12 protein-coding genes and 1 tRNA gene are annotated in these 12,177 nt (G+C 63.7%); 9 read left to right on the top strand and 4 right to left on the bottom strand.

What is annotated here, in order from left to right:
• Positions 1–110: 110 nt before the first annotated feature.
• The 5 genes from FF090_RS03380 (at position 111) to FF090_RS03400 (ending at position 4,401) form a co-directional block, all read left to right on the top strand.
• A complete protein-coding gene (locus FF090_RS03380) occupies positions 111–1,100 on the top strand; it encodes a DNA-directed RNA polymerase subunit alpha (protein ID WP_138855389.1) in 990 nt (329 codons plus the stop codon).
• Positions 1,101–1,199: 99 nt separating this feature from the next.
• On the top strand, positions 1,200–1,589 hold the full coding sequence (gene rplQ / locus FF090_RS03385) for a 50S ribosomal protein L17 (RefSeq protein WP_138855390.1): 390 nt from the start codon (positions 1,200–1,202) through the stop codon (positions 1,587–1,589).
• 81 nt (positions 1,590–1,670) lie between these two features.
• Positions 1,671–3,482 carry a protein-disulfide reductase DsbD gene (gene dsbD / locus FF090_RS03390; RefSeq protein ID WP_138855391.1) on the top strand — a complete coding sequence of 604 codons (1,812 nt, stop codon included), beginning with the start codon at positions 1,671–1,673 and terminating at the stop codon, positions 3,480–3,482.
• A gap of 39 nt (positions 3,483–3,521) precedes the next feature.
• Positions 3,522–3,598, top strand: a tRNA-Met gene (locus tag FF090_RS03395).
• Between the two features lie 158 nt (positions 3,599–3,756).
• A complete protein-coding gene (locus FF090_RS03400) occupies positions 3,757–4,401 on the top strand; it encodes a ProQ/FINO family protein (RefSeq protein ID WP_138855392.1) in 645 nt (214 codons plus the stop codon).
• On the opposite strand, the gene FF090_RS03405 is transcribed toward FF090_RS03400, so the two are convergent.
• From FF090_RS03405 to FF090_RS03415, 3 genes are all read right to left on the bottom strand, one after another.
• On the bottom strand, positions 4,402–4,608 hold the full coding sequence (locus tag FF090_RS03405) for a hypothetical protein (RefSeq protein WP_138855393.1): 207 nt from the start codon (positions 4,606–4,608) through the stop codon (positions 4,402–4,404). It lies immediately after the preceding gene.
• Between the two features lie 92 nt (positions 4,609–4,700).
• The gene (locus tag FF090_RS03410) at positions 4,701–4,943 is read right to left on the bottom strand and encodes a hypothetical protein (protein WP_138855394.1); all 243 of its coding nucleotides are present in this window, start codon (positions 4,941–4,943) and stop codon (positions 4,701–4,703) included.
• 128 nt (positions 4,944–5,071) lie between these two features.
• Positions 5,072–5,833 (bottom strand): enoyl-CoA hydratase/isomerase family protein, encoded by a 762-nt coding sequence (locus FF090_RS03415; RefSeq protein ID WP_138855395.1) that lies wholly within the window; start codon positions 5,831–5,833, stop codon positions 5,072–5,074.
• Between the two features lie 107 nt (positions 5,834–5,940).
• Here FF090_RS03415 and yajC point away from each other — a divergent pair, with 107 nt between their 5' ends.
• The 4 genes from yajC (at position 5,941) to FF090_RS03435 (ending at position 11,694) form a co-directional block, all read left to right on the top strand.
• Positions 5,941–6,264 carry a preprotein translocase subunit YajC gene (yajC, locus tag FF090_RS03420; protein ID WP_138855396.1) on the top strand — a complete coding sequence of 108 codons (324 nt, stop codon included), beginning with the start codon at positions 5,941–5,943 and terminating at the stop codon, positions 6,262–6,264.
• A gap of 74 nt (positions 6,265–6,338) precedes the next feature.
• Positions 6,339–8,228, top strand: a complete 1,890-nt coding sequence (gene secD / locus FF090_RS03425; RefSeq protein WP_138855397.1) for a protein translocase subunit SecD — start codon at positions 6,339–6,341, stop codon at positions 8,226–8,228.
• Positions 8,229–8,231: 3 nt separating this feature from the next.
• A complete protein-coding gene (gene secF, locus FF090_RS03430) occupies positions 8,232–9,266 on the top strand; it encodes a protein translocase subunit SecF (RefSeq protein ID WP_138855398.1) in 1,035 nt (344 codons plus the stop codon).
• Positions 9,267–9,297: 31 nt separating this feature from the next.
• A complete protein-coding gene (locus FF090_RS03435) occupies positions 9,298–11,694 on the top strand; it encodes a DUF1631 family protein (RefSeq protein WP_138855399.1) in 2,397 nt (798 codons plus the stop codon).
• Here FF090_RS03435 and FF090_RS03440 read toward each other — a convergent pair.
• Positions 11,691–12,143 carry a Smg family protein gene (locus FF090_RS03440; RefSeq protein WP_138855400.1) on the bottom strand — a complete coding sequence of 151 codons (453 nt, stop codon included), beginning with the start codon at positions 12,141–12,143 and terminating at the stop codon, positions 11,691–11,693. The genes FF090_RS03435 and FF090_RS03440 overlap by 4 nt on opposite strands.
• Between the last annotated feature and the right edge of the window lie 34 nt (positions 12,144–12,177).

The raw sequence follows: 12,177 nt of genomic DNA on the forward strand, positions 1-12,177 counted from the left end.
CACAGACGTGTGGCGCAGCTCCTCCCAACGTCCCCGCCGTGTCGCGTGTTGCGGCGCGGTTGGTCCATCAGCTCCCGGTGGTGCACCCGGAAGCATGAAAGAAAGAGCCCATGCAAACGAATTTGCTCAAACCCAAGTCGATCAACGTCGAGCCCCTGGGCGGTCATCGCGCCAAGGTGACGCTGGAGCCTTTCGAGCGTGGCTACGGGCACACGCTGGGCAACGCGCTGCGTCGCGTGCTGTTGTCGTCGATGGTGGGTTATGCACCGACGGAAGTGACCATCGCCGGCGTGCTGCACGAGTACTCGACGGTGGACGGTGTGCAAGAAGACGTGGTCGGCATCATGCTGAACCTCAAGGGTGTGACCTTCCGTCTGCATAACCGCGAAGAAGTCACCCTGATCCTGCGCAAGGAAGGCGAAGGCCCCGTCACCGCTGCGGACATCCAGACCCCGCACGATGTTGAGATCATCAACCCCGAGCAAGTGATTTGCCATCTGGCCCAAGGCGGCAAGATCGACATGCAGATCAAGGTGGAGAAGGGCCGCGGCTACGTGCCGGGCAACCTGCGCCGCTTTGGTGATGAGTCGACCAAGGCCATCGGTCGCATCGTCCTGGATGCCTCTTTCTCGCCGCTCAAGCGCGTCAGCTATGCAGTTGAGAACGCTCGCGTTGAGCAGCGTACCGACCTCGACAAGCTGGTGATGGAGATCGAGACCAACGGCGCCATTTCGCCCGAGGAAGCCATCCGTGCTTCGGCCAAGATCTTGGTTGAGCAACTGGCTGCCTTCGCTCAGTTGCAAGGTACCGACTTGGTCGATGCCTTCGACCAGCCGGCGCAGCGCTCGGCCTCGTTCGATCCGATCTTGCTGCGTCCGGTTGATGAGCTCGAGTTGACGGTGCGTTCGGCCAACTGCCTGAAGGCCGAGAACATCTATTACATCGGTGATCTGATCCAGCGCACCGAGACCGAGCTGCTGAAGACCCCGAACCTGGGTCGCAAGTCGCTCAATGAGATCAAGGAAGTCTTGGCTTCCCGTGGTCTGACTCTGGGCTCGCGCCTGGAGAACTGGCCGCCTGTCGGCCTGGACAAGCGTTAATTGAATCGGGGGCTGAGGTTTTTTCAGTAGCCCCCAAGGTGCCTCCGCCAGTACCTGATCCGGCTGGCGGTATTAAACAGATAGGAAAGGACAAGCACCATGCGTCACCGTAACGGCCTGCGTAAGCTCAACCGTACCAGCGAACACCGTGCAGCCATGCTTCGCAATATGTGCGTTTCGCTGCTGCGCCACGAAGCCATCAAGACCACCGTGCCCAAGGCCAAGGAACTGCGTCGCGTCGTCGAGCCGCTGATCACCCTGGCCAAGGAAGCCACGGTAGCCAATCGCCGCTTGGCTTTTGCTCGTTTGCGCGATCGTGAAATCGTCACCAAGCTCTTCAATGAGCTGGGCCCGCGTTTCCAGACCCGTCCGGGCGGCTATACCCGCATCTTGAAGATGGGTTTCCGCGTTGGCGACAATGCGCCGATGGCTTTTGTCGAGTTGGTCGATCGGCCGGCTGCGGCTGAAGCGGTTGAGGCTGCAGAATAAGGCGGACCGGCTACTGGCCGGAATGTTCGGAGAAAGGGTCGGCTTTGCCGGCCCTTTTTTTTGCTCAGTTCGAGGGTGTTGATGACAGTCCTGCGTTCATTCGTGATTCTTCTTGTTGGAGTGCTGCTTGGCTTTGCTGCTGGTGGGGCATCGGCCGAAGAGTTCTTGGAGCCCGGCCAGGCCTTCAAGTTGGCGGTCCGCGGTCAGAGCAGTGTGCAGGTTCAGTTTGAGATCGCACCCGGCTATTACCTGTACCGCGAACAGTTAAAGATCTCGGACGCGGCAGGCCAGCCCTATTTGCTCAAGCTGCCAGACGGCAAGCGCAAGTTTGATGAGACTTTTCAGAAGGAAGTTGAGACTTACAGAGATCGATTGAGCTTCGATCTGGATGTCGGGTCGATGCAGGAGCTGCAGATCACAGCCCAGGGATGCGCTGACAAGGGCCTGTGCTATCCGCCCATGACGGTGCGAGTCCTCAAGGTGGAGTCCGCGGAGGCGTCATGGCGCATAGAGCCTCAAGTTGAGGGCGCTCCGGTCTTTGGCGCGGCGTCTTGGCAGGCAGCTACTTCGGCTGGGCTCGCTTCCAAGCCTCCTGAGCAGGCTGGGCAGTCCGGTGTGGATCAGGGGCTGGCGGGCCTTCTCGGCTCAGGGCGTTGGTGGGCCGCGGTCTTGGGCTTCGGACTGGCCGGGCTGGGGCTGTCGCTGACGCCCTGTGTGCTGCCGATGCTCCCTATCTTGTCCAGCATCATCATGGGTGGCGCGCGCCCAGTTTCTCGTCGCCGAGGCTTCTTGCTAGCTCTTTGCTACAGCGCCGGCATGGTGTTGGTGTACACGGCCCTCGGAGTGGCCGCTGGCCTGGCGGGCGAAGGGCTCGCTGCCTATCTTCAGGCGCCGTGGGTGTTGCTGAGCTTCGCGACCATCATGGTGCTGTTGGCCCTTTCCATGTTTGGCGCCTATGAGCTGCAGCTGCCGTCTGGCTTGCAACAGCGTCTGACCCAAAGCTCCCAAGGACTGGAGGGCGGGCGTTGGGTGTCGGTGTTCGTCATGGGGGCCTTGTCCGCGCTGATCGTCGGCCCCTGTGTGGCGCCCCCATTGGCAGGTGCTCTTGTTTATATCAGTCAAAGTCGGGATGTTTGGCTCGGGGGCTCGGCCCTGTTCGCCTTGGCTTGCGGGATGAGTGTTCCGTTGCTCCTGCTGGGGCTCTCGGCCGGCAGTCTGTTGCCCAAGACCGGCCCTTGGATGGAGCGAATCAAGCATCTGTTTGGCTTCGGTCTGTTGGCGGTGGCGATCTGGTTGGGGCAGCCGGCCCTGCCCTGGGCCTTCGCGCAGGCCCTATGGGGGGCTTGGATGGTAGGTTTGGCGGCCATGGCTTGGCCGCATATGTCCGGTCCGTCAGCACCCGCACGCTGGTTGCGCCAGGTACTCGCTTTAGCGCTTGCCTTTGTGGGCGTGCTCCAGTGGTGGGGGGCGGCACAGGGCGGCACCGATCCTCTGCGCCCCGTCGCCACTGCGCCGGGTGCCGCGCCCGCTGCCGCACACTCGCGCTTTGAGCGCATCGCCAATGTCGAAGACCTTGAGGCGCGATTGGCCAAGGCGGACCGGCCGGTGATTCTTGATTTCTATGCGGATTGGTGCGTGTCTTGCAAGGAGATGGAGCGCTTCACTTTTGCGGATCCTCAAGTGGCGGCGCGCATGTCAGGGGCATTGCTGCTCCAGGCCGACGTCACCCGCAACTCGGAGGAAGACCGCGAGTTGCTGAAGAGGTTCAAACTTTTTGGACCTCCGGCAATCCTGTTCTTTGACGCCAAAGGCCAAGAGCTCGAAGGACTTCGCGTGGTCGGCTACCAGCCACCAGCCCGCTTCATTCCGGTACTTTCTGCGGCGGGCCTCTAGACAGCATTCAAAATCATGCTATAGTCACATTCTTCCAGACGCGGGGTGGAGCAGTCCGGTAGCTCGTTGGGCTCATAACCCAAAGGTCGTAGGTTCAAATCCTGCCCCCGCAACCAGTTTCAAGAAACGCCGGCCACAAGCCGGCGTTTTCGTTTGTGCGATCGAATTGATCGCGCTCAGTCCACAATCCAGCGCGTTTCAGGGATGACTGGAGCGCGCGGCGCCAAGTCCAAAGATTGCGCGCCGCTGACCTCGCTCCTTCGAGGAAGACTCAATGACTGATGAAGTGCAGGCCCCGCAAGCCGCCCCCAGCGAAGCCCCCAAGCCCATTAGTGAGGCGCAGGCGGCAGGCAACTTGCTCAAGCAGCTCTTCCCCGCGCTTTTTGCCGGGGCGCCCAAGCCCATCAAGCTGAAGATTCAATCGGACATCGAGGCGCGTGCCCCGGGGCGGATCACCAAAGCCGCGCTGACGGCCTTCCTGCGCCGTCATACGGCTACCACGGCCTACCTGAATGCGCTCACACGGGCGAAGCAGCGCTTCGACCTTGACGGCCAGCCGGCCGGCGAACTGAGCTCTGAGCACAAGGCTGCTGCGGTGGCTGCTTTGGCAGACCGCAAGGCCCGCATGCAACAGCGCGACGCGGAGATGGCGCAGGCTCGCCAGTGGCGTGCCGATCTGCTGCGTGACTACGAGCGCAGCGCGTTCTCACGGGCAAACTTTTGCGCGCTGAAGAACGTCGCTGAGGCGGCGCTGGATGCCCTGTTGGAACAAGCCCGAACAGAGCGTGCTGCACAACCCGTGCGGCCGACGCGCACCGACGATCGGCGCGCCCGCGAGCCAGGAAAGCGCCCGCAGCGCGCAGGGGAGCCGGGTCGTCAGGAGCGCCGCCCAAGCGGACGACGCGATCCCAAGGCTTGATTAGCGGTCTACGCTGTCGCAGCCCGGGCTGCAGATTCGTTCATTGCGGCCCAGGATCTTCAAGCTGCGCAGGCTGGCCGGCAGGCGGTGCTTGCCGCACTTAAAACACGAGCGCATATGCCCGCTGCCAAAGAAAGGTGAGCCGCTAACCTTGGCTTCGTAGCGCAGGCCGTCATCGCGCACGGCCGTGTGGGTGTCCTGGAGCATGAGGGCGGGTTCCGAAAGGGTCGATGACCCATCCTAGGCCGCGCTCATGACAGTTTGCCTAGCGGTTTGCCCGGTGCAAGCCCGGGCATTGCTCAAGGCTTTTTCGTGGTGAGTTGTTCTTCGAGCTCTTTGCAGGATGGCGCGCAAACCGGCTGGCTCTTGCCCAGCAGCTTGCGCGACTTCAGCATGGCGCGAGGCCGATGCTTGCCGCAAAGAAAACAAGACATCGTTGCTGCACCAAAGGACGAGGTGGCCGCGAACGGCGAACCGGGTGCCTTGGACTTGTAGCGTAGGCCGTCGGCCTCGATCAAGGTTTTGGTGGTTTCCTTCGCCACGCTATTCCTGCCTGTTATCTGAGTTCGTGTGGATGGCGTAGCCGCCGGCTGGTGTGGGCCCGGCGGCGAAGGGTGCGATTGTCGCTCAAGCCGCGGGGCTCGGACCAGTTGGGCCAGACCCGAAGCCGCTAAATCCCTTGAAAGCAGGGGCTGCGGCGCGCCTGCCACGCGGCCACGCCCTCCTTTAAATCGGCAGACGCGGCGCACCGTTGCTGTGCGGCCGCCAATTCATCGAGGTCAAGCTGACCGGCCGCCAGTCGATTGAGCGCTTGCTTCATGCCGCGCAGGGCCAGCGGCGCCAGCCCGCGAATTTCGGCTACCAAAGCCTGCACACGAGGTTCCAGGGCGGCGGGGTCACCCAGCAACTCATCGAGAAAGTGCGTGCGCAACATCGCTTGCGCGTCCAGGGTCTGGGCGGCCAGCAGCAAGCGCTTAGCGGGCCCAAGACCCAATCGGCTGACCAAGCGGCGCATGCCGCCGCCGTAATAGTGCAGACCCAGCTGTGCTGCCGGGATGGCCATCTGGCACTTCGGCGTGCCCAGCCTGAAGTCGCAGGCCAGTGCCAAGTCGGTGGCGCCGCCCCAGACGCCCCCCTGCAACGCAGCAATGGTGATGGCTGGTAGCGACTCCCAGCGGCTGCACAGGGCTTCGAACAGCGCAGGTGCATCCACGCCGGGTACGGCATCGATGTGGAAGCCGCTGCAAAAGTGGGGCCCCTGTGCTTGCAGCACCACAACTCGCACCTCCTGGTGGGCCTCCAGGGCGATGGCATGGGCTTCCAGCGTCTGCAAATCCTCCAATTCGAGCCGGTTGGCCAAGGCAGGGCGACGAAGCGTAACGGTGGCCACGGGGCCGTCGATGTCCAGTGCGGGGCTAAGTGCGTGTTGCATGCGGACATTCTGCCGGCCCCTAAAATGCCCGATTCCTCCGCCCGGCAATCGCCGGGTGGGTTCTCATGCCGCAGTGCTCAAACGCTGCTTTTGGAACGAGTTCCCCTGTGCTGATCTCCAACGCATTTGCCCAGGCCGCCGCGCCGGCCGCTACGCCCGAGTCGGGTCTGATGAGCATGCTGCCCTTGCTGGCCATGTTTGTGGTGCTGTACTTCATCATGATCCGCCCGCAGATGAAGCGGCAGAAGGAGCACAAGGCCATGATCGAGGCCTTGGCCAAAGGCGACGAAGTGGTCACCGGTGGCGGTCTGTTGGGTCGTGTGGCCAAGCTGGGTGAAAGCGTGCTGCATATCGAGCTGGCCGCGGGCGTCGAAGTCCAGATCCAGCGTTCGGCCGTTGTTCAAGTGCTGCCCAAGGGCACCCTGAAGTAATCCAGCAGGCCCGGCTGGGCCTGCGTTCTGCTGCGGGCGACCCATGCGGTCGCCCGTTGCCCCTGGGAGGGGCCATGAATCGCTATCCGCTTTGGAAGTATTTGGTGCTGGCGGTGGCACTGTTGTTGGGCGTCATCTACACCTTGCCGAATTGGTTCGGTGAGGCGCCGGCAGTGCAAGTCTCCAGCGGCCGTGCCACGGTCAAGGTCAACAGCGAGACGCGCGATCGCGTCAGTGCTGCGTTGAGCGAGGCCAAGATCAGTGCCGACTTTGTGCAGTGGGAAGGCAGCTCGGTGCGTGCACGCTTTGCCGACACCGATGTTCAGATCAAGGCCAAGGACGCAATTGCCAAGGCCCTGAATCCCGATCCGGCCAATCCGGACTATGTCGTCGCTCTCAACCTGTTGTCGCGCTCGCCGCAGTGGCTGACCAGCCTGCGCGCCTTCCCGATGTATCTCGGGCTGGATCTGCGCGGGGGTGTCCACTTCCTGATGGAAGTCGACATGAAGTCGGCGATCACCAAGAAGACCGATGCCTTGGTGGGCGATGTGCGCACTCAGTTGCGCGACAAAGGCATCCGCCACGCCGGGGTGAGCAAGGAGGGCCAGCGCGTCCTGGTGGCCTTCCGCGACGCTGCGACGCTGGAAGCCGCTCGTCAACATCTGCAGGACCGCCAGCCAGATATGAACTGGACGTCCAGTGGAGCAGGCACTGAGTTGCAGCTGGCTGGTGCCCTGAAGCCGGCCGCTTTGTTGGCTGTGCAAGAGGGCGCGCTGAAGCAGAACATCAATACCCTGCACAACCGCATCAACGAGCTGGGCGTGGCCGAGCCGGTGATCCAGCAGCAGGGTTTGAATCGCGTGGTGGTGCAACTGCCGGGCGTGCAGGACACCGCCAAGGCCAAGGACATCATTGGCCGCACCGCCACCTTGGAAGTGCGCCTGGTGGACGACAGCGCCGAGGCGCAGGCTGCGCTGGCTGGCACGGCTCCGGTGCCCTTCGGCACCGAGCGTTTTGTGGAGCGCGGTGGCCAGGCCTTGATCGTCAAGCGTCAGGTGGTGCTGACGGGCGAGAACCTCAACGATGCCCAAGCGGGCTTCGATGATCGGCAAAACCCTGCCGTGCACCTGAGCCTGGACTCCCGTGGCGCGCGCATCTTCAAGGATGTGACGCGCGAGAACATCAAGAAGCGCATGGCCATCCTCTTGTTCGAAAAGGGCAAGGGCGAGGTCGTGACCGCGCCGGTGATTCAAAGCGAAATCGGCGGTGGCCGGGTGCAGATTTCCGGTGCCATGACCACCACCGAGGCGGCGGATACGGCTCTGCTGCTGCGCGCCGGCTCGCTGGCCGCGCCGATGGAAATCATCGAAGAGCGCACCATTGGTCCCGCCCTGGGTGCCGAGAACATTGCGCGCGGCTTCCAGTCGGTGATCTGGGGCTTCGTGGCGGTGGCGGCCTTCATGTGCGTGTACTACATGCTGTTCGGCCTGATCTCGTCGCTGGCGCTGGGCTTCAACCTGCTGCTGCTGGTGGCGGTGCTCTCCATGATGCAGGCCACCCTGAGCCTGCCGGGCATGGCCGCCATTGCGCTGGTGCTGGGCATGGCCATCGACTCCAACGTGCTGATCAATGAGCGCATCCGCGAGGAGTTGCGCGCCGGTGTGGCCCCGCAAACGGCCATCCACATTGGTTACGAGCGCGCCTTCGCCACCATCCTGGACTCCAACGTCACCACTCTCATCGCCGGCGTCGCCTTGTTGGTCTTCGGTTCCGGTCCGGTCAAGGGCTTTGCCGTGGTGCATTGCCTGGGCATCCTGACCTCGATGTTCTCGGCCGTGATGTTCTCGCGCGCCCTGGTCAATCTCTGGTACGGCAGCAAGCGCAAGCTGCAGTCGGTGGCCATCGGCCAAGTCTGGCGCGGTGGCAACACCGCCCCGCAGCAAGAAGCGCAGCAGGAGGGCTAAGCCATGGAATTCTTCCGAATCAAGCGGGACATCCCGTTCATGAAGCACGCGTTGGTTTTCAACGTCGTGTCCTTTCTGACCTTTGCGGCGGCGGTGTTCTTCCTCGTCACCAAGGGACTGAATTTCTCCATCGAGTTCACCGGTGGCACGGTGATGGAGGTCGAGTACAACCACACGGCGAATGCGCAGCACACCCGGGAGTTGATTGAGCCGCTGGGCCTTGGCGAAATCCAGGTGCAGAACTTCGGCAGCTCGCGCGACCTGATGCTGCGCCTGCCGGTGCGTCCGGGCAAAAAGCAGAGCGAGGTGGTGGGCGAGGTCTTCGGCCTGCTGTGCCAGGCCGAACAAGGCAAGGTCGAGACCAAGGCCTATGTCAGCGAGAAGGGCGAGTCCATCAGCAAGCAGGTCTGCGTCAATGCGCAGGGTGCCGAGCCGCTCAAGCTGACCCGCAGCGAGGTCGTGGGCCCCTCAGTGGGTGCGGAGCTGGCCGCCGACGCGGCCAAGGCCCTGGCCTTCACCGTGGTCGGCATCATGATCTACCTGGCCTTCCGCTTCGAGTGGAAGTTCTCGGTGGCCGGCATCATTGCCAACCTGCACGACGTGGTGATCATCCTGGGCTTCTTCGCCTACTTTCAGTGGGAGTTCTCGCTCTCGGTGCTGGCGGCGGTGCTGGCGGTGCTGGGATATTCGGTGAACGAGTCGGTGGTGATCTTTGACCGTGTGCGCGAAGCCTTCCGCAAGTACCGCAAGCTCAGCACGCACGAGGTCATCGACCATGCCATCACCTCGACCATGAGCCGGACGGTGATCACCCACGGCAGCACGCAGCTGATGGTGCTGTCGATGCTGATCTTTGGTGGTCCGACGTTGCACTATTTCGCGGTGGCCTTGACCATCGGCATCTTGTTCGGCATCTACTCCTCGGTGTTTGTGGCTGCGGCCATCGCGATGTGGCTGGGCGTCAAACGCGAGGACCTGGTCAAGGTCAGCGCCAAGGTCGAGGACCCGGACGATCCGAACGCCGGAGCCGTGGTGTAAGGTCGAGCCCCCTCTCGCTGCCGCCTACCCGATGAGCACCCGCCCTCCCTTACCTGCGCTGGCCCAATCGGCTCGTCGCGTGTACTTGGAGGTCTTGGTGCGAGGCTCCGCCAGCGTGTCGGGGGCGCTCATCGAGACCTTGCATCAGCGTCTGCTCAAGCCGGCCGAGCCGCTGAAGATCCGCGCCATCCGCGACACCCTGGCCGATCTGCAGCAGCATGGCGCTACTTGGCAGCTGGGTCTGATCTCCCGGCTGCGCAAGACCTTGAAGGGCGAAGAAGCGGCGCGCGTGCCGGCCGGCCAAGCGCTGAGCTTGGTGGCCGATGACACGATCGAGCGCGAGATCATTGCTGCGCGCTTGGCACTTTCTTTGAGTGCCGATGTGCAGTGGCAGTTCTCTGACCTGTGCTCGCGCATGCAGACCCTCTCGGGTCAGCCTGAAATTGCGGCCGACGACGGCTTGCGACCGGCGGTGATGGCGCGTCACTGGGTCGATGCCTGGCGCGATGCCGAGTTGGGGCATGCCGACTGGCAGTTGCTCCAGGCGGCCATTCATGAGGAATTCGGCCTCTGGCTGGGTGATGCCTATCACCGCTGCAATGCGTGGCTGGTGGAGCAGGGTGTGTTGCCCGAAGTGGACCTGCGTCCCTTCATCCGACGTTCGCACAGTGTGGCGCCTGGCGCACTGATCGGGGGCAGTTTTACCGAGTCGACCCAACGGCGTACCGAGCACATGGGCGGCGCTGTGGAACCCGCTTTGGCCCTGGCTGCGGCGGCGGTGCGACTGGCCGGTAGCCTGGGCGGCGGTGCGCAGGGTGGCCCTGTGGAGCCCGGCGTCGGGCTGTCCGCGCGCGCGCCCACAGAGCGCAGCCCCGCCAGTGCCCAGGCTAGCCAGGTGATGCAGCAGTTGCAGAAGGTGTTGCAGCGGCATGTGCCGGGCATGGGCGAGTCCCCAGCGGTGCAGGCAGCAACGCTTGCGCCCGCTGGTGCAGGGGCTGCCGCTGGTGCAGCGGCTGCGGCAGGCGAGGCGACACCGCCCGAGCCGCTGCGTGTGTCGCCCCGCTTGCAAGCTGTCATTGAGCGTGCCCAGAACGCGCTGCAGCGTCCGGTTGCGCGAGAGAGTGGCAGCCCGGTGGCGCTGGAAGATCTACGGGCGCGCAGCCAGGCCTTCAAGCAAGTGTTGAAGCAGGCAGCCGCCTCGCCCCAAGAGCGCGCCACGATCGAAGTCGTGGCCATGATGTTCCAGAGCATTCTTCAGGATGAGCGCCTGCCCGCCACCGTGCGGGTGTGGTTTGCGCGCCTGCAAATGCCGGTGTTGCGCGTCGCGGTGGCCGAACCCGACTTCTTTGCCGCCGACGACCACCCTGCTCGCCGGTTGATTGACCGCATGGGCGCTTGTGCGCTGGGTTTTGATAGTGCGCAAGCCTTGGGCGAAGTGCTGGAGCGCGAGATCAAGCGCGTGGTGCAGGTGGTCGAGGCGTATCCCGATACCGGACGACGCGTGTTTCAGACCGTGCTCACGGAGTTCGAAGCCTTTCTGGCCAACTTCTTTGAGCATGAGAACCCGGCCTCGCGCAAAGGCATCTCACTGGCCCAACAGGTTGAGCAGCGCGAGACCCTGGCCATTCAGTACACGATCGAGCTGCGCAAGATGCTGGCCGATGTGCCGGTGGATGACAGCCTGCGCGAGTTCCTGTTCCAGGTCTGGGCCGATGTGCTGGCCGTGACGGCCGTGCGTGAGGGGGGCCAGTCCGAAGTCACCAAGACCATGAAGCGGGCGGCGGCCGACCTGATTTGGTCGGCAGGTGCCAAAGTGGCCCCGGATGAACGGGTCGAGGTGATTCGCCGTCTGCCCATCCTGCTCAAGACCCTTCGTGATGGCATGGGCCATGCCGGTATTGCTGCCAAGAAGCAGGACGAACACATTCGCCGGCTCAACAACGTGCTGGCGGCCGCTTTTACCGCCAAGGCCGCGCCGATCTCACGGGATCGTCTGGATGAGCTGAAGGACCGCCTACAGACTTTGGAGTCCATGCTGCCGACGCTCAATGAGGCGGATTTGGACGAGGGTCTGATTCGCGACATTTCCGGCCAGGAGACCGAAGGACTGGAAGTCGTGTCGGAAGGCGGGTCACCGCCCAGCGCTGCCATGCTGGCCTGGGCCCGCGAACTGCCGCTCGGGAGTTGGTTCCAGTTGCAGTACCGCAACCGCATGGAGACGGTGCAATTGGCCTGGACCGGGGCTCGGCACCAGATGCTGCTCTTCGTTTCGCCCCAGGGGCGGGCGGTGCTCTTCCCGCTGCAGCGCTTGGCGGCCTATTTGCAGGCTCACTTGATTCGCCCGGCGCAGGATGAAGCGCTGACGGTGCGGGCCACGCGTGACGCGCTGGCGCGCCTGGAGCGTGACCCGGAGGCGCTGCTGCGCTAGTGAATCAGCCGATCCTCTGGAGCGACGAAGAGTTCGTCCAGGATCAGCGCGTCAGGCTCCTCGCCGGAGCTCCAGAAGACCATCAACACGATGATCTTCAGGTCTTCCAGGTCGACCGGGCCGCCGGCGATGGCCATGGCGCGGTCAAGCACCACTTCGCGCAGGGCCGGGGGCAGCACGCCCGCACTGGCCAAAAAGCTGATGAAGTCGATCGAGGCCTGCCCCAGGTGCTCCAGCTCATCGCGGGTGTAGACCCGCAGGCTGCTGGCCTGCGTCTGCGCCGCCACCGACTCCGCGGCCACGCTCAGGCCGGCCAGCCATTGCAGGGCCTCGCGAATTTCCTCGCGCTCGAAACCGACCGCCGTCAGCTTGCGCTGCAGTTGGACCGGATCGGGGCAGGCATCGGGCCGCCAATAGGTCTCGTAGAGGTAGACGAGCACATCAAACATGGGCCCATGATAGCGGAGCCCCCGCGGGCCCCCG

This window comes from Inhella inkyongensis, assembly GCF_005952805.1.
Taxonomy (GTDB): domain Bacteria; phylum Pseudomonadota; class Gammaproteobacteria; order Burkholderiales; family Burkholderiaceae_C; genus Inhella; species Inhella inkyongensis.